General features: G+C 37.2%; 26 protein-coding genes. 21 read left to right on the top strand and 5 right to left on the bottom strand.

Annotated features, from left to right (window positions below; genetic code table 11):
- On the top strand, positions 1 to 1,560 hold the full coding sequence (locus tag MHI47_RS17220) for a GNAT family N-acetyltransferase (protein WP_340831634.1): 1,560 nt from the start codon (positions 1 to 3) through the stop codon (positions 1,558 to 1,560).
- Positions 1,561 to 1,788: 228 nt separating this feature from the next.
- Here the strand turns inward: MHI47_RS17220 and MHI47_RS17215 are convergent, their stop codons facing one another.
- The gene (locus tag MHI47_RS17215; RefSeq protein ID WP_340831631.1) at positions 1,789 to 3,018 is read right to left on the bottom strand and encodes a helix-turn-helix domain-containing protein; all 1,230 of its coding nucleotides are present in this window, start codon (positions 3,016 to 3,018) and stop codon (positions 1,789 to 1,791) included.
- A 127-nt stretch (positions 3,019 to 3,145) separates the two neighbouring features.
- On the opposite strand from MHI47_RS17215, the gene MHI47_RS17210 reads away from it, so the two are divergent.
- On the top strand, positions 3,146 to 4,441 hold the full coding sequence (locus MHI47_RS17210; RefSeq protein ID WP_340831630.1) for an MFS transporter: 1,296 nt from the start codon (positions 3,146 to 3,148) through the stop codon (positions 4,439 to 4,441).
- A 205-nt stretch (positions 4,442 to 4,646) separates the two neighbouring features.
- On the opposite strand, the gene MHI47_RS17205 is transcribed toward MHI47_RS17210, so the two are convergent.
- Together MHI47_RS17205 and MHI47_RS17200 are read right to left on the bottom strand one after the other, a co-directional pair.
- A complete protein-coding gene (locus tag MHI47_RS17205) occupies positions 4,647 to 5,810 on the bottom strand; it encodes an MFS transporter (protein ID WP_340763648.1) in 1,164 nt (387 codons plus the stop codon).
- Positions 5,811 to 5,987: 177 nt separating this feature from the next.
- Positions 5,988 to 6,401, bottom strand: a complete 414-nt coding sequence (locus tag MHI47_RS17200; protein WP_093537562.1) for a CBS domain-containing protein — start codon at positions 6,399 to 6,401, stop codon at positions 5,988 to 5,990.
- Between the two features lie 170 nt (positions 6,402 to 6,571).
- Between MHI47_RS17200 and MHI47_RS17195 the strand changes: the two genes are divergently transcribed.
- Positions 6,572 to 6,709 carry an Lmo0850 family protein gene (locus MHI47_RS17195; protein ID WP_175496281.1) on the top strand — a complete coding sequence of 46 codons (138 nt, stop codon included), beginning with the start codon at positions 6,572 to 6,574 and terminating at the stop codon, positions 6,707 to 6,709.
- Positions 6,710 to 7,070: 361 nt separating this feature from the next.
- Here the strand turns inward: MHI47_RS17195 and MHI47_RS17190 are convergent, their stop codons facing one another.
- On the bottom strand, positions 7,071 to 8,252 hold the full coding sequence (locus tag MHI47_RS17190; protein WP_340831628.1) for an FtsW/RodA/SpoVE family cell cycle protein: 1,182 nt from the start codon (positions 8,250 to 8,252) through the stop codon (positions 7,071 to 7,073).
- Positions 8,253 to 8,407: 155 nt separating this feature from the next.
- Here MHI47_RS17190 and MHI47_RS17185 point away from each other — a divergent pair, with 155 nt between their 5' ends.
- The 9 genes from MHI47_RS17185 to MHI47_RS17145 all read left to right on the top strand — a co-directional run bounded on the left by MHI47_RS17185 (position 8,408) and on the right by MHI47_RS17145 (position 17,141).
- Entirely contained in the window at positions 8,408 to 9,151 is a 744-nt protein-coding gene (locus MHI47_RS17185; protein WP_245762717.1) for a hypothetical protein, read from the top strand.
- Between the two features lie 59 nt (positions 9,152 to 9,210).
- Positions 9,211 to 9,549 carry a DMT family transporter gene (locus MHI47_RS17180; RefSeq protein WP_340831626.1) on the top strand — a complete coding sequence of 113 codons (339 nt, stop codon included), beginning with the start codon at positions 9,211 to 9,213 and terminating at the stop codon, positions 9,547 to 9,549.
- Positions 9,549 to 9,863, top strand: a complete 315-nt coding sequence (locus tag MHI47_RS17175; RefSeq protein WP_093537565.1) for a DMT family transporter — start codon at positions 9,549 to 9,551, stop codon at positions 9,861 to 9,863. The genes MHI47_RS17180 and MHI47_RS17175 overlap by 1 nt, the downstream gene beginning before the upstream one ends.
- Before the next feature lie 66 nt (positions 9,864 to 9,929).
- On the top strand, positions 9,930 to 11,012 hold the full coding sequence (locus MHI47_RS17170; protein ID WP_093537566.1) for a D-alanine--D-alanine ligase: 1,083 nt from the start codon (positions 9,930 to 9,932) through the stop codon (positions 11,010 to 11,012).
- A gap of 4 nt (positions 11,013 to 11,016) precedes the next feature.
- Positions 11,017 to 12,387, top strand: a complete 1,371-nt coding sequence (locus MHI47_RS17165) for a UDP-N-acetylmuramoyl-tripeptide--D-alanyl-D-alanine ligase (protein WP_340831624.1) — start codon at positions 11,017 to 11,019, stop codon at positions 12,385 to 12,387.
- Positions 12,388 to 12,406: 19 nt separating this feature from the next.
- A complete protein-coding gene (locus tag MHI47_RS17160; RefSeq protein ID WP_340763644.1) occupies positions 12,407 to 13,126 on the top strand; it encodes an alpha/beta hydrolase in 720 nt (239 codons plus the stop codon).
- Between the two features lie 338 nt (positions 13,127 to 13,464).
- Entirely contained in the window at positions 13,465 to 15,021 is a 1,557-nt protein-coding gene (locus MHI47_RS17155; RefSeq protein WP_093537569.1) for a DEAD/DEAH box helicase, read from the top strand.
- 148 nt (positions 15,022 to 15,169) lie between these two features.
- A complete protein-coding gene (locus MHI47_RS17150; RefSeq protein WP_340831622.1) occupies positions 15,170 to 15,649 on the top strand; it encodes a PH domain-containing protein in 480 nt (159 codons plus the stop codon).
- Positions 15,639 to 17,141, top strand: a complete 1,503-nt coding sequence (locus MHI47_RS17145; RefSeq protein ID WP_340831620.1) for a PH domain-containing protein — start codon at positions 15,639 to 15,641, stop codon at positions 17,139 to 17,141. The genes MHI47_RS17150 and MHI47_RS17145 overlap by 11 nt, the downstream gene beginning before the upstream one ends.
- A gap of 167 nt (positions 17,142 to 17,308) precedes the next feature.
- On the opposite strand, the gene MHI47_RS17140 is transcribed toward MHI47_RS17145, so the two are convergent.
- Positions 17,309 to 17,935: a rhomboid family intramembrane serine protease gene (locus MHI47_RS17140; protein ID WP_340831616.1), complete on the bottom strand. Its 627-nt coding sequence runs from the start codon at positions 17,933 to 17,935 to the stop codon at positions 17,309 to 17,311.
- 68 nt (positions 17,936 to 18,003) lie between these two features.
- Between MHI47_RS17140 and acpS the strand changes: the two genes are divergently transcribed.
- From acpS to MHI47_RS17095, 9 genes are all read left to right on the top strand, one after another.
- The gene (acpS, locus tag MHI47_RS17135) at positions 18,004 to 18,357 is read left to right on the top strand and encodes a holo-ACP synthase (protein ID WP_093537572.1); all 354 of its coding nucleotides are present in this window, start codon (positions 18,004 to 18,006) and stop codon (positions 18,355 to 18,357) included.
- Positions 18,358 to 18,415: 58 nt separating this feature from the next.
- A complete protein-coding gene (locus MHI47_RS17130) occupies positions 18,416 to 19,441 on the top strand; it encodes a LolA family protein (protein ID WP_340763639.1) in 1,026 nt (341 codons plus the stop codon).
- Between the two features lie 66 nt (positions 19,442 to 19,507).
- Positions 19,508 to 20,614, top strand: coding sequence for an alanine racemase (alr, locus tag MHI47_RS17125; protein ID WP_093537574.1), 1,107 nt, complete (start codon positions 19,508 to 19,510; stop codon positions 20,612 to 20,614).
- A gap of 133 nt (positions 20,615 to 20,747) precedes the next feature.
- Positions 20,748 to 21,029 (top strand): transcriptional regulator, encoded by a 282-nt coding sequence (locus tag MHI47_RS17120; RefSeq protein ID WP_245762718.1) that lies wholly within the window; start codon positions 20,748 to 20,750, stop codon positions 21,027 to 21,029.
- A 4-nt stretch (positions 21,030 to 21,033) separates the two neighbouring features.
- Positions 21,034 to 21,384: a type II toxin-antitoxin system PemK/MazF family toxin gene (locus MHI47_RS17115; protein WP_093537576.1), complete on the top strand. Its 351-nt coding sequence runs from the start codon at positions 21,034 to 21,036 to the stop codon at positions 21,382 to 21,384.
- A 240-nt stretch (positions 21,385 to 21,624) separates the two neighbouring features.
- On the top strand, positions 21,625 to 22,452 hold the full coding sequence (locus tag MHI47_RS17110) for an STAS domain-containing protein (RefSeq protein ID WP_093537577.1): 828 nt from the start codon (positions 21,625 to 21,627) through the stop codon (positions 22,450 to 22,452).
- On the top strand, positions 22,452 to 22,814 hold the full coding sequence (locus MHI47_RS17105; protein WP_093537578.1) for an STAS domain-containing protein: 363 nt from the start codon (positions 22,452 to 22,454) through the stop codon (positions 22,812 to 22,814). Before MHI47_RS17110 ends, MHI47_RS17105 begins: the two co-directional genes overlap by 1 nt.
- A gap of 3 nt (positions 22,815 to 22,817) precedes the next feature.
- Positions 22,818 to 23,219 carry an anti-sigma regulatory factor gene (locus tag MHI47_RS17100; protein WP_093537579.1) on the top strand — a complete coding sequence of 134 codons (402 nt, stop codon included), beginning with the start codon at positions 22,818 to 22,820 and terminating at the stop codon, positions 23,217 to 23,219.
- Positions 23,220 to 23,234: 15 nt separating this feature from the next.
- Entirely contained in the window at positions 23,235 to 24,233 is a 999-nt protein-coding gene (locus MHI47_RS17095) for a PP2C family protein-serine/threonine phosphatase (RefSeq protein WP_093537580.1), read from the top strand.
- Positions 24,234 to 24,237 lie beyond the last annotated feature (4 nt).

The raw sequence follows: 24,237 nt of genomic DNA, 5'->3' as shown, positions 1-24,237 counted from the left end.
ATGTATTGGTGTAAAATTGCACGAACAGAAAAAGAGTTTGAAGCGATAGCGCGATTAAATTATGAAACATTTGTGGAGGAGATTCCACAGCACGAGCCGGATCCTAGTGGGATGCGGGTCGATGCGTTTCACCATGAGAATGTGTATGTCATTGTTTTAAAGGATCAGGAGTTAGCAGGAATGGTAGCATTTCGAGCTGCCCGTCCTTTTTCTCTAGATTTAAAGCTTGGGCAAGTGGAGGAGTATCTGCCAAAGGATGCATTAGGTGGACTGTTATGTGAGGTTCGATTAATGGCTGTAGATAAGGCTCACCGGAATGGACGAGTGTTTTATTACTTAGCACGTGCTCTTTCCGATTACGCGTATGAAAATGGATATGGAGCAGCGCTAATATCGGGAACGGTACGGGAACAAAAGTTGTATAATCAGCTTGGTTTTGAACCTTTTGCTGATCCAGTGGGTACAGAAGAAGCTAAATTTATCCCGATGGTACTAACTAGGGATCGTTTTGACCAGTCAGTGGCCTCTCGGTTTAAACAAAAAAGATATTCATTTTATCCAGGGCCTGTACAACAATCGGACGCCATACAACGAGCGTTTTCTGCCATTCCATTGTCTCATCGAACGCATGAGTTCGAGGTCATGCTAGAGCGAGTGAAGAACAATCTATTATCGATGAGTGGTGCAGCATATGCCCACTTGCTTTTAGGGAGTGGGACGCTTGCAAATGAAGCTATGATAGCGCAGTTACACGTATTAGGAGAGAAAGGCTTAATCGTTAAAAATGGAGCCTTTGGAGACCGCTTGGAAAAACAAGCGGAACGTTGGCAGTTATCTTTTGATGTTGCATCTTTTGAATGGGGAAGCCCTTATAATCTATCGCTAATCGAAGAAAAACTTGCCACCGGAGCTTATAGTTGGCTCTTAATGGTCCACGGTGAAACGTCCACTGGAATGTTAAATAACCTGGAAGAAATAAAGTTATTATGTAACCGTTATAGTGTGCTGCTTTGTATGGATTGTGTGAGTTCATTTGGAGCACTTCCATTTAGCTTAGAAGGAGTATATCTTGCAACTGGTGTAAGTGGTAAAGCTATCGGGACTATGAGTGGATTAGCTTTTGTATTCGCTAACACAGAAGTAACATCGAGTAATAATATCCCTTCATATTTAGATCTGGGATTGAGCGTGAATAATGCAATACCTTTTACGATTCCTTCTCAGTTTGTACATAGCCTAGAGGTAGCTTTAAAAGCCTATGAAAATGGAGAGAGGTACAATCTGTTACATCGTCGCATGCGATTTATCGAAGACGATGTGTCCAAGCATGGGATCGAATTGCTCTCAGATAATCACTATCCAATGATTTTCACATGGAAAGAGGTTAAGTTTCCTTACTTAGCAGAAGATGCAAGAATGTCTGGTTTTGACCTTCACTATAAAAGTGATTATTTAATCGTAAAAAACTTGCTGCAAGTATCTTGTATTCAGCCAGATTTTGAAGACGCATGGGTGAAGTTTATGAATTGGTTAGGGAACTATCGGAGGTATCATGACTAATAAACGCATACTGCTTTTCTCTAGGTTCCGACTAATATTAGAAGATTATTGAAAAATGGGATGCTGGTTAAGTTGTGACGGATATCACAACCAACTAGCATCCCTGAAATTTTACTCACTTGGTAATCACTATAAATGAGACGTCTATCCAAAATCCTTCGTTTTTGTAAGTTACGTAAGTAAACAAGAAATGAAATTTCGATAAAAAAGAAGAAACATTTGTTCCCCCTAAGAACGTATCATTACTTGCTCATACGTAGTGTAGATAAAAACTTTATACGGCGTGTCGGGCATTTTTTCGACGTTGTTTATTGCGACATTTACAGCATTAACAGCCTTCTTAACTTGGTTAAGTTCTAAATAGCATAATGCAATGTATGCATCCTTTTCATAGAAAATAGATAGATCGATTGGATGGTGAACGATGTCAGGGATTTTCACCTCATCAAATATCTTCAATGCTTCAAAAACTCTACCTAATCCGTATAAAGTCTTAGCTCTTTCCAGTTGGAAGTAGGGGGTAAATAATTTCGTATTAATCTTATCAAGAGAGAATTTATGGTATAGAGAATCCGCCTCCATATACATCTTTTGATAGGTATTTAAGTAATGCAAATTAGCATAGTGGATAAAAGCTTTGGAATCCTCATCATCAGCAAATTCACTATAGGCTTCTAGTTTTTTTAAATAATGCGCCATTTTCCCCGCGTCTTCTTCCATCATCGCATGAACTGCTGCTAGCCTAAATAAATTATCTATTTGTTTAAAAATTTTATGTTCACTGGAATATTGAATAGCTTCGTTCATCATTTGAATGGCATCTGTATTTCTTCCTACTGCAAAGTAAAGTACAGCTTCCAAATAGTCGAAATCCATCCGCGATAATGGATCAATCCATAGAGGGTTTGCTTCCAGTTTTTTTCGTTCTTCTAACAATACATCTAGTGCGATTTGATACTGGTGATTCATAAATGGAATGATCGCAAGATTTCTCCCTATGTCAGCTGCTTTAGTTATCAAGTGTAAGTCTTCGTACATTTTTGCAACCTTTTTCAGCAGCGTGACAGATTCTTCGGGAGCAGAGTAAGCTAAGCATCGACCGTATATATCTAGTAACCGCGTTGCCTCATAGCCTTGAGTTAGTCTTGGTATATACGGTTCTATTAGATTTTTCACCTGCTCAAGTTCATTTAGAAAGTCATAATCCTTTGTGTTGAGCAGTAATTCTGCTTGATCTAATACCTCTCGTACCTCTTGTCCGCTTATTTCCTCCAGTAACTCACTTACTTCAACACCTAGCTGTGACGCGATGTGATTCAAGCTTTCCATAGAAGGATTTGCTTTGTTGTTTTCTATTAAACTGAGCATGCCTTTTGTTAATTCTGTACCTGCTAAAGCTTCAAGTGTCATTTTCTGTTGTTTACGTAATGTTCGAATGCGTTCGCCTAATGTGGACAACTTTTTCACCTCTTTACAATAGTTTAATTATATTAAACTTTTTCTTGAAATGAAAGTATATTCATGATATTATTTGTTTAATCATATTAAACTTTTTGATAATTCACAAAACGAAGGGGTTAGAGAAATGGAAGAAGCACTAAAACTTAAGAAGGCGACATATCATTTGTGGACGTTCACAGTAAGCAAATTAGTTTCCACTTTTGGAGCACAGGTCTATGCATTTGCAATTAGTTTTTATATTTTACAGTTAACAGGATCTGCATCCAGCTTTGCACTAAATTTGATTTGTAGTATTTTACCGAGAACGATAGTTGCACCTTTTGCGGGATATGCTGCTGATAAATATTCTCGTAAAATGATTGTTATTGTGGCACAGATTGCAACAACAATCGCAATTGGTGGGCTGCTCGTTGTGAGTTTGACGATGGGATTATCTTTATTCGCGATTTATAGTACGACCGTGATCTTATCGTTAACTTCTTTATTCTCCGGAGTTACTTTTAGTTCATCTATTACAGGATTAGTCGATGAGGGAAGAATTCAAAAAGCAATGTCGCTCAACCAAATGTCCATTTCTTTTGCAGCCATTGGAAGCCCAGCTGTAGGCGGACTTCTTTACGGAGCAGTGTCTATGCCGGTATTCCTAATTATGTATATGGTTGCTTCCGTTATTGCGGTTCTTTTGGAATCTACGATGGACTTTAAATTGTTTGCGAAGCGAAAAGCGGTAGTTGAAGGGGAACCGAAGGAACCAATGCTAGAAAGTATGAAAGCTGGTTTACGTTACTTGATGAAGCAACCTATTTTAAAAACAATGGTTGTCATCTCTTTATTTATCAACTTTTTGTTTGGTGCCTATCAGGTAGGATACTCATTTATCCTCATTGAAAAATTAAAGATTAATGCACAACATTTTGGTTTTACAGAGGGCGCATTTGCGATTGGAATGCTTCTATTGTCTATTTACTTCTCTACACGAAAAGAATTAAAATTTCCGTTTCTCGTATCTAAATGGGGAATCGTTGTATTAGGAGTTCTTATGGGGACCGTGGCTTTGCCATTGTTAATAACTATGTCCTCCACAATGTTAGTAGTATTTTATATTGTACTAATGTTCTTCTTTGGAGCAACAATGATGGTAACTAACACTCCGATACAGGTAATGATGCAGAAAATGATAGAGGATGATTATAAGGGTCGTGTATTTTCTATCATAGAAACCTGCGCAATGGCGCTTATGCCACTTGGAATGGTATTGTTCGGATTCTTATACGATATATTCCCAGCAGAAGGTATTTTAATTGTCTCTAGTATGTTGTTGATATTAGTAACTCTATTCTTGGCAAGACCTTCTGTAGTTAGAGCTGCACATCCGGAGTTGGGGCAGAAAAGAGTGGCGTATTTAAAGACGGAAAGTTAGTCTGGTTTGGTTATACGAGAGCGAAATTATACTATACGAGAGAGAATAGAGCCTATACGAGAAAGCTCCTTACTTATACGGGCCCAGCTATCCGAGAGGAACTAACTCGTATATGAGAGACCACCATCTTGATACAAGGAAGCTCAACCACATAAAAATACAGGTGAAGGAATTGTTTTCCTTCACCTGTATTAATAGCTAAATACTATGCCGCATTCTTTAATGATTTCGTTGATTTGCGATACGCAAAGATTAAAACAATAGAGAGCACCGCAAGTACCCCAGATAGCATATAAATATTATCTGGTTGTTTTGTAAATAGCCAAGCGAATAATAATGGACCGATAATACGACCTAGGTTATCCATCGAATAAGACATCCCTGCTGCTGTCCCATAGCGTCCACCCGATTCTTTCGTTGTGAGAGAAACAATCGTTGTTCGTGCTAACGCATTTCCTGCAGTAAACACACATAAAGATAGTCCTGCCCAGAAAATACTTTGAGTGAAGACAGTCATAAACAATCCAATTGCTGTAACAATTTGTGCGTACAAAAGCCATTTTGTTTCAGTACCATTTTTAATACGTCGAACGACACCACCCTGGATTGCCGCATCGACAAATCCGCTGAACATGAACAAATAGCCTATTTGTAGCGGGGTAATCTCAATTCTTTCGATTTGGAACAATTGGAACGTGGCCTCAAGACCCGCTAGTAAAAACGTGACCATGAACGAAAATAGGAATAGATATTTAATGCGGTAGCTCCACAAACTCATAGCTCCCTTAGGAAGGAGTGCACGTTTATTTGCTTCACCTGTACGCTCTGGTTCTTTTAAAATGATCAAAGCATACACGAAAATCACCAGTAACAAGATAGCAGAAGCTGTAAATGGAAGAGCTAAATCTATATGTCCGAGAACTCCGCCAATTGCTGGACCGAATATAAAGCCTAAACCAATCGACATACCGAGGAATCCCATATACTTATTACGGTTTTCTTCCGTTGATAAGTCAGCTGCAAAACCTGTAACTGCTGCATACAATGCCCCAGAAAATAATCCTCCAACTACACGAGATAAGTAAAGCATAAAGAGCGAATCAAAAAACAAGGAAAACAACCAAAAACTTAAACTGAATCCTACCAATCCGACTAAAATAAGTGTTTTACGGCCAATACGATCGGATAGCATTCCCCAAAGTGGAGCAGTGAAGAAGGAAGCTAACGAGTAAATCGTCAATAAACCACCAACGTGAATTTCATTATAATTTTGCTCTAAAATAACCTCTGGCAGCACGGGAATAATAATTCCAAAGCCGAGATAAACTAAAAATTGGATAGACATCAATATGAGTAGAATCTTTTTCACGCATCAAACCCGCTTTCTGCAATCTTCTAATCTCTATATTACACGTTTTTAATCAGTTTGCCACGTTGTAATCGATATCCTAGTAGATAATAAAAAAAGAGCTAAATGCTACAAAGTAAGGTATAACCATGTGGAATGTAATAAAAAAAACCGTCCTAATTAGGACAGCTTTTATGTTTAGAAATCCCTTGGCTCGGATATACTTTCCATAGCATTAGAAATTTCTTGGACATGTGGAAAAGGAAAAGCTAAATCAGCTAAAGAGACAAATCCTACAAGGACACCATCCTCTACTACGGGAAGTCTTCGAACTTGATGGCGTGCCATAACAATGGATGCATCGGATGTAGAATCTTCTGGGGTAACAGAGATAACAGATTTAGTCATAACATCTTCTACTTTGCTTTTCATGTCTTTGGCAACCGCCCTTGTCACAATATCTCGATCAGTAATCATTCCAACTAATTTTTTATTGCTGACTACGGGTAAACAGCCGATATCCAAAGTGCGCATCTGTTCTGCAACTTCGCTGACATAGTCCTGTGGGTTGCACGTTACTACTTGTTTACTCATTACATTTCTTATGTTCAAACCATTCACTCCTTTAAGAAATAGCATGGTTTACAAGACCATAATATATGTAATAAAAATGAAAGATTAAACTTAGGTAAAAAGTGGTATAATAAAATATATTAATTAGACAAACAAGAAACTTTTACGAAAGAAAATCGTAATTATTATAGAAGGACGAGGTGGATTCAATGGTAAAGGAAGTTGATTTGAAGAAAATTGTAAGTAATCTTTCTAAGCTTGGTGTTACTGTTACAATGACTAAATCTAGACTTGACCTACTTAAAGCTTTAGCACCACCAGCACAAAGTCCTCATGCGCAAAACTAAAAAGAAGGTGACTCTACAATTTCGTTAACAAACGATTAGAGTCACCTTCTTTTTCTTAGAAGAAAATAATATAGAATTTGGTGTCTTTTATTTAGGCACCTAGACAATGATACTGCTGATTTCCGTCGCAAAGACATTGATCAAACAAAGTTTGATCAATGTCTTCCTTTTGGGGGACAAACGCCATAAAACTACCAATCAGTATCCCTAAAAATCCACTCGGTAATAATATAGCAAAATGTCTGTTCAAAGCCCTTCGGAAACGTTAGAAATATGTTTTGAACTTTTTTTAACCTGTCCAACAATACAAAAAACGTGCAGAGGTCGGGCGTTAATCCCTTTATCTACACGCTTTAATTGATTAATCGTCTTCATTTTTTGAAAACATATAAGTTCGATGATGAAATTTCATACTAAACACTAAACCAATGGCTAACATATTCCCCATGAGTGAACTACCACCATAACTTATAAAAGGAAGGGGTATACCAGTAATCGGTAATAACTGAATCGTCATGCCGACATTTTCAAATACATGGAATGTAATCATTGCAATGATACCTGCGCATACATACGTACTATAAGCATCCTTTAACTGAAGGGTAATTTTCGTCAAATGAAAAATAAGTAAGAAGTAAAGGCTAACCACAATACTTGCTCCTACAAAACCATACTCTTCGCCAATGACAGCAAATATAAAGTCGGTATGATTTTCTGGGACATACACAATACGTTCTCCGTAGCCTTTACCGAAAATTTCTCCAGAGCCAATTGCATTTAATGAAGTGATTAAATGCATTCCTTCATCAGATGCGTATGAATAGGGATCCAACCATGAGTATATACGTGCAAATTGGTACGGGTTAAATCCAAAATTATCCGATAAGAAATCCTGCATATAAACCGCCATCCAAAGTAGTAAACCGCCCATTCCCAACCCACCTAAAAAGATGGGGAGAATTATTTTCCATGTAATTCCTGCGACTATGATTAAGGCTACAGTAATTGCAAGGAACACTAACGATGTCCCTAAATCTGGTTGTTGCATGATAAATGCTAAAGGAATAATTAAAGTTACACCCATTTTACCTAGCAAAATTAAATCAGTTTTAACCGTTTTAATAAGATTTTGCTCATGATGCATAGTGATTAATCGGGCCAGTCCTAGTATATAAAAAGTTTTCATAAATTCGGCAGGTTGAATATCACCTATAGGTAAGTGAAACCAACTTTTTGCGCCATTCATCGGTTTTACTAAAGCTAAACTGTCAGGGAGTACGAAAAGGATAAATAGTAAAAATACTCCAATACCATAAATATACCAAGACAATTTTTTATATTGTTCTGGTTCAAAAAACATGACAATTCCAATAATAATAGAACCAATAATATACCAAACAAGCTGTTTAGGTATAAAGTTTATGCCATATTGTCCAGTCGTTTGTGCTGATGAAATAGCAAACAAACTAATGATTAGAAATAGTAATATAATAAAAGCAAGTGTCCAATCGAAACGATCAGCAAAGCCTTTTTTGTTTTCCATGTAAGTCACCTATATTTCTTTCGAATTTCATTCATTTATTATAGCGTATATTGATATTTTTTGCTTGATGGTTTAATAGAGACGTGAGAGGTAATAAAGATGTTTCCTTGTATTAATCGTGCTATTATTAAGAACAGATAAAGGAGTGATTTTCAGTGGCAAAAAAAGAAGTGAGAGATATGGATGAGTACTTAACTCATTTGTATGTTCACGTTAATGAGGTAGAGCACTTTGCTCTGTTTAGTGGGATTACGATTCAGCAATTTATAAGGAATTTCACTGATTTGTCAGCTCTTTTATTACTAAAACATGGTTATGATGATGCTTCATTTAATATGCATACACAGCTTGAATTTATAGTTCCTGAACAATACAACCATTTTATCAAGGAATTTGCTGAAGGCCCATTTGAATTATGCTTTATGGATTTTGAAGATGAGCGGAAATTGAATATGCTCTCTCCTCAAGAACAAGCAGAGCTACTATACATAGCACATAAAAAAGAAGCTATTCGATCACCGTTTTATCATCATCTACAAAATAGATTTGTCTACCTTTCAGACGAAGGGCAGAAAATTACTAAAATTTACTTCCGTGATATGGAGGATTTAAATCATTTAGTTGCAAACGTTTTTACCGGGTTGATTGGTGAAAAGTCTAAGTCGAGTGCTTTTTGGCGTAAAAAGAATAATATCGTTCTGCCTAGATTGTCTGCGGAGAAAGTAACAGAGCATAACGAATTGTTTGAAGATGGAGTGTTAATGTCCTTGTTCAAAACAGATAAACTAAATTATGGTATTGAGATTCGCATTCTCCCAGAAAATATTTTCCCAGATGAAGTTTTGGAAGATCTAAACTTACATATGGCTAAGCCATCAGACGTCTTAATAGAAGTATAAATAGAACGCTTTTGCTACGGGAAAGTGGCGAGAGCGTTTATTGTAATGAGGTGAACTAAGTGGCGTGGATCTTATTGATAATAGCAGGGTTAACAGAAATCGTCTGGGCGATTGGTTTAAAGGAGGCACATGGCTTTACGGAGCTTGTTCCTTCTATTGTAACGATTATATTTTTAATCGTAAGTTTTTTCCTGTTTGCTAAAGCGATGAAGACGATTCCGATCGGTACAGCATATGCTATATTCACGGGTATTGGAGCAGCAGGAACGGCTATTGTTGGCATTATTTGGTTTAGTGAAGAAGTAAGTGCAGGGAAACTACTCTTTTTGTTTGTCCTACTTTTTGGAATCATCGGTCTTAAACTAGTAGATGATGAAGATGAAGAGGGGGCGATCTAATGGCGTGGTTTTTAATAGTAATTGCTGGTGTATTTGAAGTTGCCTTCGTTATTAGCATGAAGTTATCGGATGGATTCAAAAACATAAAATTTACGATTCTAACAGTGATCTCTGCTGCTTTAAGTTTTTTCTTATTGTCTTTAGCATTAAAAGAAATTGCGGTTGGTACTGGTTACGCTGTATGGACAGGAATTGGTGCTGCAGGAAGTGTTCTATTAGGGATGTATTTATTTAAAGAGAAAAGAAGTAGAAAGAAGTTGTTCTTTTTAAGCTGTATAATTATGGGTGTAGTGGGTCTTAAATTGTTTGGTTAAATACTCAACTATTGAGGCTGTCCGTGATAAAATAATGAATATCCAAAACGTGGAGGAATATAACTTATGAAAATAAAAGTGGGCTTATTATACGGTGGGAAATCTGCAGAGCATGAAGTATCTTTACTTACTGCAAGAGCGGTCTCTCAAGCGATTAACTTTGATAAATATGAAGTGTATCCAATTTTCATCACAAAAACAGGTGAATGGAGAAAAGAAGGTCAGCTCACTGCAGCAGTTGAGTCAATTGAATCTCTGCAATTTGGCAGTGAAATAACAAATCCAAATACGATTACTAGTTTTCTACCGCAACAAGGGGACGATACAACTCAACTAGATGTTATTTTTCCTCTTTTGCATGGTCCGAACGGGGAAGATGGAACGGTACAAGGATTGTTAGAAGTATTAAACTTACCCTATGTTGGTAATGGTGTATTAGCATCTGCGGCAGGTATGGATAAAGTAGTGATGAAGCAGTTATTTGCACAAGCTGGCTTATCACAGGTTCCATATATCTATTTCATAAATAGAGAATGGAAAAAAAATCAGAATGATTTACTTCAAAAAATGGAAGAAAGCCTACAGTGGCCTCTATTTGTAAAACCAGCCAATCTAGGTTCTAGTGTAGGGATTAGTCGAGTTACAAACCGCCAAGAACTTATCAAAGCAATAGAGTATGCCTTTAAATATGACCGTAAAATTATTGTGGAGCAAGGAATTATGGCGCGTGAAATTGAAATGAGCGTACTTGGTAATGATGAGCCTAGATGTTCCGTTGCGGGGGAAGTACTACCGACGAAGGACTTTTATGACTATGAGGCAAAATATGAGGATGGCACAACCAATTATGCAATCCCTGCCCAAGTTTCTGTAGAGCTTCAAGGGAAATTAGAGGATGCTGCTATTCGTGCTTTCAAAATCTTGGATTGTTCGGGTCTTGTACGGGCAGACTTTTTTGTAACAGATGAAGAAGAAGTCATTATCAATGAAGTAAATACAATGCCAGGATTTACACCTATAAGCATGTATCCTAAACTTTGGATGGAATCAGGTCTCTCGTATTCCGATTTAATAGAAGAACTTATCCAATTAGCGCTTGAACGTCATGAAGAAAAGCAACAGTTGGAACACTCGAAAGACGGGGAGTGACCAAGTGAAAAAGACATTAGCACATATAGCAGAGTGGTTACACATTGAAGAGAAAATTGATGAGAATCCTGTTATTACAGGAGTTTCGATCAATACAAGAACGATTCAACCAGGTGATTTGTTTATACCATTTCGCGGAGAGCAAGTAAATGGTCATCGATTTGTTCAGGATGCTTTTGCTAAAGGAGCAGCAGCATCCCTTTGGTTGAAAGACGAACCGAATCCACCCCAAAACGTTCCCCTTTTGTTTGTAGAAAGCGGAGAAGGAGCACTTCAGCAAATGGCGAAGGCTTATCGGGCTGAATTGCATTCAGTGTTCATCGGAATTACTGGATCTAATGGTAAAACATCGACTAAAGATTTGGTGGCAGGTATGCTTTCGCCATATTTCCGCGTGAAAAAGACAGAGGGTAATTTTAATAATGAGTTAGGCTTACCTTTAACAATCCTTTCTCTTGAAGAAGATACGGAATTTGCAGTGCTTGAAATGGGAATGAGCTCTTTTGGCGAAATTGAATTTTTATCCAATTTGGCAAAGCCAAAATATGTAGTTATTACGAATATTGGCGAAGCGCACATGCAGGATCTCGGCTCTCGTGAAGGTATTGCAAAAGCAAAATTTGAAATTATTGCAGGGCTAGAGGCAACTGGCCAATTATTCTATGATGGAGATGAACCATTGCTACGTCCGTTTGTTGAAGGAAATCCTCATATAATGACTAAATCATTCGGTATTCAGGAACACAATAATTTACGTATTGCTGAAGTGAACTTTACGGAACAAGGAAGCACCTTCCGTGTAGAAGGAGAGTTAAACGAAGAAATGTCTATTCCTGTATTAGGAGAGCATCAAGTGAAAAATACGCTTGCTGCACTATTAATCGGAAAAGAAGTTGGATTAACTTCCGAACAAATGCGTAAAGCGTTAAAACAAATAGTCTTAACAGATATGCGAATGCAAGTAATCGAAGGGGAAAATGGGGCAGTTTTCATTAATGATGCTTATAATGCGGCTCCGACTTCCATGCGTGCAGCAATTTCGTTCATTGAAAAATCCTCTATAAAGCCAGAAAAATGGTTAGTTTTAGGAGATATGCTCGAGCTTGGTAACAAAGAGCAGCAATACCATGAAGAGATGAGCAAATCGATTTCGAGTGAAGTCTTTAACGGAGTTTGTTTATACGGTCCACGGATGGAATGGCTGTATAACAAGTTGGTAGAACAATTTGCTGACAAACAAATTATTTGGGTTAATGATGACATAGAAAAACTTGTGGCTTTCTTAGCAAATAAAATAAATGATCAATCTATTGTTTTAGTAAAGGGCTCAAGGGGAATGCAGTTAGAAAGAGTAATTGAGCCATTTCAAAAATAATGTGATAGGTGTGGGGACGATGAAAACAGGAGTATTAGGTATTCACGGTTTTACAGGTGGACCATATGAGATACAGCCATTTGTAGACTATTTACAAGCGCATACAAACTGGAACATCGTTGTCCCTACTTTACCTGGTCATGGTGAAACGTTGGAGCTAAAAAATGTAACAGCAGAATCATGGATGATGGCGGCGGAACAGTCGCTTCGCCAGTTACAAAAAGAAGTAGACCGTGTAATTATAGTGGGATTTTCCATGGGTGGTATTATTGGGATGTACTTGGCGAATCGTTATCCAATTCACAAACTTGTATTGTTGAGTGCTGCTGCAAAGTATATATATCCATCCCAACTTCTACAAGATATAAAGGATATAGCTAAAGAGGCAGTTGTTGGTAAGCTTGCAGAAAATACTTTATATAAACAATACAGTTATAAAGTGAAAGGAACTCCTATACCTGCAACATTAGAATTTATCCGTTTAGTACGTATAGTTCAACCTTATTATGGTCAAATTACAGTACCAGTCTATATAGTCCAAGGTAAAAAAGATGGTATTGTACCTTATGCCACTGCCCAGTTTATCTACGATGAAATTGGTTCTTTGAAAAAAGAAATAGTCTATTCGGAATTAGGGAAACACCATATTTGCCATAGTGAAGACTGTCAAGATTGGTTTAATACCGCACTCAATTTTTTGAAGGAGGAAGAAGAGGAGGGGAATATTGCAAGTAATTAATTAATAATTATAACAGTTGCTTATTCATTGCAACTGAGTTTGTTGCATGATATACTACGTTTAGAGCAATGGATACATTTTGTGTGGAGACTCTTCAGCGTTTATTGAAGAGTACTTTTTTTTGAACATAACGGTTTGTTGAAGTAGTATGGCACGATCACTCATTAACAGACCGCTCGGCAAAAGACCGGGCTTTCCCTTTATATAAGACCCCTCTGATCTAAAACCACAGAGAATTTTAAGTAACGGAAACGTTCCTCGTATAGGCTCGAATTTGCCGCAATTTCATCTGAAAATGTAACCATTTGTCGAAAAAGGACAAAAAGGAGATTAAAATTTTGACAAACTTTTCAGAATTAAATATTAGCGCTTCTACATTAAAATCCGTACAACGTATGGGGTTTGAAGAAGCAACACCAATCCAAGAAGGTACTATTACACATGCTATGAGTGGACGCGACGTTATCGGTCAAGCACAGACTGGTACAGGTAAAACTGCTGCATTTGGTATCCCAATGATTGAAAAAATCGATATTAAAAACCCAAATATCCAAGCGTTAATCATCGCTCCAACACGTGAACTTGCAATTCAAGTTTCGGAAGAGCTTTATAAATTAGGATATGACAAAAAGGTTCGTCTATTATCAGTATACGGTGGGCAAGAAATTAGCCGTCAAATCCGTGCACTTAAAAACAAACCACAAGTTATCGTAGGTACACCTGGTCGTATTCTTGACCATATTAACCGTCGTACGTTAAAACTTGACCAAGTTCAAACACTTATCTTAGACGAAGCAGATGAAATGCTTAACATGGGATTCATTGAAGATATTAACACAATTTTAGAAAGTGTACCTCCTGAGCGTCAAACATTATTGTTCTCAGCTACAATGCCAGGACCAATTCGTAAAATTGCAGAACGCTTCATGAAAGATCCAGTGGAAGTAAAAATCAAGTCTAAAGAAATGACTGTTGAAAATATTGAACAGTTCTACGTAAAAGCTACTGAACGTGAGAAATTTGATGTTCTTTCAAGAATTTTAAATGTACAACAACCAGAACTTGCGATTATCTTTGGTCGTACAAAACGTAGAGTAGACGAATTAGCACATGCTCTAAGCATTCGTGGATATCTTGCAGAAGGTATTCATGGTGATTTAAGCCAAGCGAAACGTATGTCTGTATTAAAACAATTCAAGGCAGGTAAAATCGATATTCTTGTTGCAACAGATGTAGCGGCACGTGGATTAGATATCTCTGGCGTAACACATGTGTATAACTTTGATATCCCACAAGATCCTGAAAGCTATGTTCACCGTATCGGTCGTACAGGGCGTGCAGGTAAAAGTGGTATCGCAACTACATTCGTAACACCGAGAGAAATGGGTTACTTACGTATCGTTGAGAATACAACGAAAAAACGTATGGAAGCTTTAATCCCTCCAAGCTCTGATGAAGCACTAGTTGGACTTAAACGTGTTGCAGTAGAATCTTTAGCTGAAATTGTAAACAAAAATGATTTAGGCGATTATCGTCCATTAGCACAAGAAATGCTTGAAAAATTTGAAGCAGTAGATGTAATTGCTGCAGCTTTAAAATCAATGACGAAAGAACCGGATGATACTCCGATTTCTCTTTCTGAAGAACGTCCATTACCTTCTCGTGGAGAACGTGGTGGCGGCGGACGCAGTGGCGGCGGTGGTTACAAAGGTAACCGTAGCGGCGGTGGCGGACGTAGTTCATCAGGTGGTCGTAGTGGAAGCAGCGATCGCGGACCTCGTTCATCATCAGCTGGCGGTTCACGTCCAAGTTCAGGCGCACGTCGTAGCAGTGGTCCCCGTGACGGCTCTACACAACGTAGCACAAGAACTCGCTCACCACGTAGCGAAAAATAATTTAAGACAAGAAATTATAAAGGGTGAACTTACATTTCGATGTAAGTTCATCCTTTTTTCTTTTGGAAGAATTTTTAAATGGAAGTTGCCATTTATTGAAACATTTTATCCTTTGTTTCGTATACAATGATGGAAGAGGGGGTTTCATATGAGACAAGAACCAATCAATCAATTATCAGAAAGTGGATTACGTGTCTGGAGAATTTACGGGTTATTTCAAACGTTAATTGTCCTTTTAGTAGGTATTGGAGTAGGATTTATCAATTATTTTACAGGACAATTTATATGGTTATACATAGTAGATGTAGTAGTGATATTACTCATAGGATATTTATTAATTTATTTGTTCCCCAAAATTAGATGGACTCGTTGGAGATATGAAGTGCGTGAACAAGAAATTGAATTACAGCATGGTTTGTTTATCGTGAAAAGAACTTTAGTGCCAATGGTGAGAGTACAGCATGTTGATACGGAACAGGGACCTATTTTGAGAAAGTATGATCTATCTTCTATTACTATTTCAACTGCTGCGACGAGTCATACTATTCCTGCACTCGTAACTGGGGAAGCGGATGAACTTCGAGGCAGGATTTCTGTACTTGCAAGGGTGGCGGAAGATGATGTCTAAAGAAAAGTTTACTCTACATCCTATTTCAGCAGTTATTAACTTTGTAAAAGTATTAAAAGAAATGATTATTCCATTAGTCGTAGTTATTGCCGTTAATGGATTTGGGGGAGGCTCTGGTAGTTGGACCTCCTATATTATCTATATTATTTATGCCGTACTATTAATCGCAATGTTAGTTAGTGGCATCATTGAATGGAAAAGGTTTCGTTATTGGTTTGAAGAAGAAGAGCTTCGCATCGAATATGGTCTCTTCGTAAAGAAAAAAAGGTATATCCCATTTGAACGAATACAAAGTTTAAATTATACAGAGGGCATATTTCATCGACCATTTGGTTTAATAAAGGTGAAAGTAGAAACAGCTGGCGGGGGCGCGACAAAAGAAGCGGATGCTGAATTGACCGCAATTACCAAAGAAGCAGCGGAGCAAATTAAAAAAGAGATGAATCTAGCTAAACATAAAGAATCAACTATATCTGATGGAGATCTTCAACAAGAAGAGCTAGCGAAAGAGCAAAGGAAGCCCTTGTTTCGTATGTCTCGAAAAGATTTATTCATTCTTGCTAGTACATCAGGCGGGGTAGGTGTATTTTTCTCAGGTTTAGCAGTGTTCGTTTCGCAATTCTCGGAATTGATCCCATACGAAACAATTTACAATGAGATTATTATGTTTATCCGTTTTGGAGCTCTACTAATTGCATTATTGGTATTCTTTGCGCTGCTAGTAGCATGGATTGTATCAGTAGCTATTACTTTTATAAATTACTATGAGTTTACTATCTGGGTTGAAGATCAGGAGATTATTATTACTAGGGGATTATTAGAAAAGAAAAAAATAACTATTCCTTTATCTCGCATTCAGGCAGTACGTATAGTGGAAAATCCTTTAAGGCAGCTTACGGGACATGCGACCGTCATCGTGGATAGTGCGGGGGGATCACTAGCAGAGAAGGATGAGAAAATTAGGTTAATCCCTCTCATTAAAAAGGATAAAATAAATCCGATTCTCGTTCAAATTTTCCCTAACTATGAATTTGAAGCTAACTTTACAAGAGTTCCGAAGCGGTCGAGAAAGTTTTTCTATCGTTTAGATTTTTTATGGATGATTCCAGTTGCAGCATGTGTAAGTTATTTCTTCTTTCCATTTGGACTATTCTCCTTCTTACTATTTCCACTGAGTTTCCTATGGGGAGCATGGCAGCATAAGACGGCTGGATATTGGATGGATGAAAAGCAACTTGTTGTGCAATATCGTCTATTTAGTAGAGTATCTATTTGGATGGAAAAGAAACGTATTCAAGCAATGACAGCTCGCACTACGTATTTTCAAAAAAAAGCCAATGTATCTTCTATTATGACTACTATTAAGTCAGGCGTGTCTGGATCATCAACTACTATTCCTCATATTGAAAAAGCTGATGCAGAGAGCTTAATGAAATGGTATGAACCTACTAGGATAGAGCCTATAGATAGAGAGAAGGAACAGCCTTTGTAAGGGCTGTTCTTTTTTTATGAAGTGTGAGCCCAGGAATAAGATTAATGAAAAAAGAGAGACTGATTGCGACGACAGTCACAATCAGTCTCTCAAAAAATTAACGGTTAATAAAATAGCTGTAAATCTGTCCGAAGCACTTCGGAAACGATAGAATCTGATTTTAATCCTTAAACAGATTTAAGCTTACGCTGTCTTTTCTTCCAAGCAGCTATTCGCTTCGGATGGAAGTAAACCATTCCTAGTGCAAAACCAGTTATCAGCCCAGCTATGTGAGCAGTAACATTAATCTGCGGTTGCAGGAATGTCATAATTACTCCAATTACAATAATCGGAATAATAATTTGTTTTAGCTGTGGCATGAAATTTCTCGTATAATAAACCAAAGCCCCAAAAGCACCGAATATCCCGTAAATAGCACCACTTGCCCCAACACTTGTATAATTCCAATCGTGTATTAGGTAGGTAGCGACATTACCAACTAATCCTGCTAGCATATAAATAGTTAGGAAACGAGCCTTACCAGCTAGTTGCTCCAACTCTGGCCCAAATATGTACAACGAGAACATATTGAATAATAAGTGAGCAAAGTTTGCATGCAAGAATATCGGAGTTATCAAACGCCAATATTCACCCTCACTAATTAATAAGTTAAAGTGAACACCGTAATTAAATAATTGCGATCCAAATATAGGGACTAAAGTTAACAAATGAATAACAATATTCAATGCAAGCAAAGAAGAAACAACTGGATATAGTTTTATGTATTGTTTAAAATTTTCTGTTCTACTAAACATTATTTCACCTCAATTTATCTACTATTAGTATATCCTGTAAGGAGGATATTTGGAAAGGAGAAACATTCATGATTACTGGAATAGGATTAGATATAACTGAAATAGAAAGAATCCAATCCATTTCTGCTAAAACACGTAAATTTGAAGAGCGGGTACTTTCCGAAAAAGAAAGAGTTCAATTAAATGAGTTATCCGGGACAAGACGAATCGAATACTTAGCAGGGAGATTTGCAGCCAAAGAAGCATTTTCTAAAGCTCGAGGAACTGGAATAGGGAAAGATTGTAGTTTTCAAGATATTGAAATTTTAAAAGAACCTTCAGGTAAGCCTGTTTTATATTTTAAAGGAATAGAAGTTAATGGATTTGTATCTATAACCCATACAAAAGTTTATGTGGCTGCTCAAGTAATTCTACAATCATAACCGGTCGTCCATCTACATACAATGAATGAACGCAGTGATAATAGAAAGGATGGACTGATTGAAGAGCCGCGTGGCTAAACTATTTTTTTTAATTGTAACAATCTTAGTACTTTCCGCATGTGGAGCCGATTCGAAAGAAGATGTTGTGAAAAAACTTAGTAACAAGTGGGTGGATGCAAAGGGGTATGAGCTCGAAGCAGAGATGAGCATCATGACTGGGGAAGAACCAAGAGTATATGGTGTGGAAGTTTGGCACACTAAACCAGATTTTTACCGAGTACAGGTATCGGATACAAATGCAGAGAATACCCAAATGATCATCCGTAACACAGAAGGTGTATTTGTCGTAACACCAGCGCTGAACAAAACGTATAAGTTCCAAAGTAAATGGCCAACTGAAAATAGCCAAGCATATTTAATCGGTTCACTAGCCAACGACATAAAAAAAGACAAAACGGCAACCTTCAAAGAAGAAGGTGACAAATATGTCTTTGAAACAAAAACTAGTAACAACCATAAAACTATGCTGCCAACTCAAAAGATTTACATCAATAAAAAGACATTACTACCAACAGATGTTTCTATCATGAATGAGAACAAAGAAGAGCAAATTCATATTACATTTAAAAAAGTATCGCTAGGAAAAACACATGCAGCAGCAGAATATAAAATAGAGCAAACGCCTACAGGTAAAGCTGAAGGCACGGAAGAAACCGTAGAGACATCGGCAGAGATTGATAATGCTGAAATGGAAACTTATTATCCAATGTTAAAATGGGATCAAGTGCACAATATTGACGAAAAAGTGGTGGAAGTCGACGGAGAAAAAAGAGTTATTTTAACATATAGTGGAGACAAAGAGTTTACGATAATTCAACATCGAAGCGAACCGGGGGACTCCTCTATTATTCCTGTATTCTCACCTGGAGATCCGGTTGATCTAGGAGTTGCAATTGGTGCAATTACTGACCAGTCTCTTTCTTGGGAGCAAGATGGTATGTCATTCTTTATTGCATCCTCTACATTGACGAAAGAAGAAATGATTGAAGTTGCTGCATCTATGACAACTAGTGGTTTAAAGTAATTAGGGTTGACTACTTCAGTACACTAGTAGGATAATCGGTTTAAACTGATTAAAAGAGGGAACTATATGTCTCAAAAGCTATACCGACCTACATTCATCAAAGTAAACTTACAAGCTATACAAAATAATATTAAACGGCTCATGGAAATACTTCCAGAACATACTGCCGTGATTGCTGTAGTTAAAGCGAATGGCTACGGTCATGGAGATATTGAAGTTGCGCAAGCAGCATTAAAAGCAGGAGCCAATCTTTTGGCGGTTGCCACGCCAGAAGAAGCATTACATTTAAGGGAAGCGGGTATTGAAGCGGAAATACTTCTAATAGGTACATCTCCGCTCTCTTTTTTAGAGGAAGCTTCTAAACAAAACATTACACTTACAGCATATTCATATGAGTGGTTACTTGCTACTAAGGATCTTCAAATTCCTTTAAAGCTTCATATAAAAATCGATAGTGGAATGGGTAGAATTGGTTTTACAGAAGTGACAGAGCTACAGCAGGCACTTGCCTTTATCAGCAAAAGAGATTGGTTGCAAATTACGGGCGTTTTTACTCATTTTGCAACTGCTGATGAAGAGGAGCAAACACTATTCCGAAAACAAGTTTCCAGATTCGAACAATTATTAAATGTATTTGAGCAAAGACCCGCAATGGTTCATACTTCTAATAGTGCAGCGGCTTTACTATACCCTGACCAACACTGGAATGCGGTGCGTTTTGGTATATCTATGTATGGAATAGCGCCGTCTTCTTGGGTTAATGGAGAACTTCCGTTTCCCTTAGAAAAAGCTCTTTCGTTACACACTGAGGTTGCACATGTTAAAAAGGTAACGAAGGGTTCTACCATTGGTTACGGAGCTACATATGTAGCTCCAACAAATGAGTGGATTGCAACAATTCCGATTGGTTATGCAGATGGGCTATTAAGGAAACTTCATAACCAGTCTGTTTTGATAAAAGGTAAAAAGATGCCAATCGTCGGGAAAATTTGTATGGATCAATGCATGATTCGTCTCGATGAAAAAATAGAGGTTGGCGAAAAAGTTACATTACTAGGTTTACAGGAAAATGAAGAGATTCTAATAGAAGAATGGGCGGAAGCATTGGAAACTATCCCTTATGAAGTTTGTTGCACTTTCTCTAACAGAATCCCTAGAATATATAGCAAGTAGATTTTCGACAAAACTTAAAGTTATATGCATAAATTGTCTAACCATTTCTCTTAATGTCTTTTATTTAAGCTATAGAAATGGTAAGATGAAGTATATTGTCATATAGGGAAATGTTTTGTCGGAGGTGTTTGCTGTGGTAAGTGATAAAAAGAAAAAGGAAGCGATCATTCAGCTTCCAAATCAATTGGTTAATGAAGGAGTAAAAACCGTAAAACAATCATTAACTGGCGTAGAAAGTTTCGTTCGTGTCCAAGCAAATGAATATGTAAAAAATGGTCAGGCAAATCTTATAAGAGAAGCGATGAAGAAAGGCTATGTTGAGATGTCTCATATAAATCTATCCATTTGCACGGAGTGTTTACATGCAGAGTATGAAGCTCAACATACGACAGAGCGACTCGTAAGTGGAGGATGAAAATTTGATCGTAAAACGTGGAGACGTTTTTTTTGCGGATTTATCACCAGTAATCGGGTCTGAGCAAGGTGGAACCAGACCCGTTTTGGTGATACAAAATGATATCGGTAATAGATTCAGTCCAACTGTCATCGTGGCAGCTATCACAGCTCAAATTCAAAAGGCAAAGTTACCAACACATGTAGAAATAAATGCAAAAGAATATGATTTTGAACGAGATTCCGTTATTTTGTTGGAGCAGTTAAGAACAATTGATAAATCCAGACTTACGGATAAAATCACCCACCTAGATGAAGATGTGATGGAAGACGTAGATCATGCATTAGGGATTAGCTTAGGGATTGTTAAATTTTAATACATAGTAAAAACACAATGTGGAACCGACAAAAACACATTGTGTTTTTTAATAGGAATTTTTTTAACAAAGTTAGAGTTGAAGGTAAAACTAATTCACTTTACTTGGTTTGCAAAATACTATATTACAGGGTAGTATCACTAATCAGGTAATACATGGACAAGTGTAAAAGATGTAATGTTAGATGAAATTCTGTACAATATAATTACTAATATTCAACGAGGAGATGTATGTAAAACAATGAATAGCAGAATTGCTTCGTATATTCACGATAATATTGATGAAATTTTAGAAAAGTGGAGAATAAAGATGGAGGAAGAGAAGGATGATCGTTTCTTCCAGATTATGTCTAATAGAATAGTGGATAATACAGTTCGTGAATTCGGAGAGTTAATGATTTCAAGTCTAACGGAAGACCACGATACATATACGGCCAAGTTAAATGATTTTTCCGTTCAAATTGTACATTATGGATGGTCAATCTCTTTTGTTTTAAAAGCCTTAACCAACTTCACAGAAATTATCTATGAAAAAATGGACGATGTAGAGAACTTAGATGAAGGTAATTTCCAATCATATAGAGAAATATTAAATAATTGGATTATTCCTTTGAATCACAGCATTGTAGATGCCTATTCGGTAGTGTGGGAAAAAACGGTGAGTCTACAAAAGATTGCTCTACAAGAACTGTCTGCTTCCTTAATACCTGTCTTCGAAAAAATTTCTGTAATGCCTTTAGTAGGTACAATTGATACGGAACGAGCAAAGCTAATAATGGAAAATCTTCTACAGGGAGTTGTAAAGCATCGTGCAGAAGTTGTGTTGCTAGACATTACAGGCGTCCCAGTAGTAGATACGATGGTTGCGCATCATATTATTCAAGCAGCAGATGCCGTCCGATTAGTCGGAGCTAAATGTATGCTAGTCGGAATCCGTCCGGAAATTGCGCAAACTATTGTTACACTAGGTATAAACTTAAATGATTTTACAACAACAAGTACTTTACAAAAAGGCGTTGAACAAGCCCTGGCTTTAACAAATCGAGCAATAGTAGAGGTGGAAGCATAATGATGACAAGAATACCTATTTTAAAATTGAGAGATTGTTTAATCGTTTCCATTCAGTGGGAGTTAGATGATCAAACTGCTCTTTCTTTTCAAGAAGATTTACTTGATAAGCTTCATACAACATCTGCAAGAGGAGTAGTCCTTGATCTTACACCAATAGATTTTATAGACTCATTCATCGCAAAAGTATTGGGAGATGTAATCAGTATGTCGGGTCTAATGGGTGCGAAGGTAGTAATTACAGGTATTCAACCTGCGGTAGCTATTACTCTCATAGAATTAGGCATTAGACTCGAAAATGTAGTTACGGCCCTAGACTTAGAAAATGGATTGGAAAAATTAGAACGAGAATTGGAGGACTAGTCCATGAACTTAAGGTCTTCTGTTGATATAATAACTGAGTGGGATATCGTTGCTGCAAGGCAACTTGGTAGAAATGAAGCGAAGGATGTAGGCTTCGGTACAGTTGACCAAGCAAGAATTACAACAGCGATTAGTGAACTCGCTCGGAATATATACTTATATGCTGGTAAAGGTAAAATAGAAATTAGACAAATTACTGATGGCAACCTAAAAGGTCTGCTTGTCATTGCATCTGATAAAGGACCAGGAATTGCAGATGTTCGTAAAGTCATGGAAGATGGATATACGACATCAGGTGGTTTAGGTGCCGGCCTTCCAGGAGTAAAGCGACTAATGGACGATTTCAAAATTGAAACTGTCCTAGGAGAAGGTACCACTATTAGTGCATCTAAGTTATTAAGATAGGAGGTAATTCAAAGTATGCCTCAAGAATTTAAGAGACAATACAGAGAGATTTTAGAGCAATATACACAAAGACAAACAGAACATAATTTGTATGAAGGTCAAAACTTCAGTAGACAACTTATCCAAAAGAATATTTCTCCAGAGGAAGTTATAAGTATACATAAGGCTTCTTTAGAAGAGCTTATGCCTGAATTGCCAAATAATGTTTGGCATTCTTTTGATTTATTAATAGAAGTGATGATTAGATATGGACTTGCACTAAAAGAACACCAGACCCTAATTAAAAAACAGGAAAACTTTAGAATGGAAATGGAGCTGGCTTCTAATGTTCAACAAACGTTGTTGAAAACTAAAGTGCCAGAGATGAACAGTTTAGATATAGGGATGATCTCTGTTCCTGCAAAAGAAATGAATGGGGATTACACGCATTTTCTAAATGATGATACTACAGTAGGTATTGCCGTTGCAGATGTAATCGGTAAAGGGATTCCAGCTGCCCTATGCATGTCCATGATTAAGTATGGGATGGATAGTTTAAATGGAGCAGAAACCGAACCCATTGTTGTACTAGATGTCATCAATCGAATTGTTGAGAAAAGTGTAAGTGATTCGATGTTCATCTCCATGTTTTATGGAACTTATGATACTTCTACAAGTGTATTTACATATGCCTCTGCAGGACATGAGCCACCTTTATTTTATTGTGCTAAGTCTAATAGTTTTTCAGAACTACAAGCAAAGGGATTATTGTTAGGTGTAATTCCCAATGTTAAATACGAACAACACTCTATTTCTTTAGGAAAAGACGATTTTGTCGTTATGATGACTGATGGTGTAACTGAATGCCGTTCAAAAGAGGGATTCATTGACCAAAAAACCGTGATGGATATTATTGAAAGCGTAAGAGATCAATCTGCTCAAGATATGGTGGAATATGTGTTTCACAAGCTTGAGGAATTACAGGAGTTTGAACAACGAGATGATTTCACACTCGTTATTTTCAAAAAGAAGTAATTTG

This window comes from Psychrobacillus sp. FSL H8-0487 (assembly GCF_038008385.1).
In the GTDB taxonomy this organism is placed as follows: domain Bacteria; phylum Bacillota; class Bacilli; order Bacillales_A; family Planococcaceae; genus Psychrobacillus; species Psychrobacillus psychrotolerans.
This window is presented reverse-complemented; position numbering and strand designations above follow the sequence as displayed.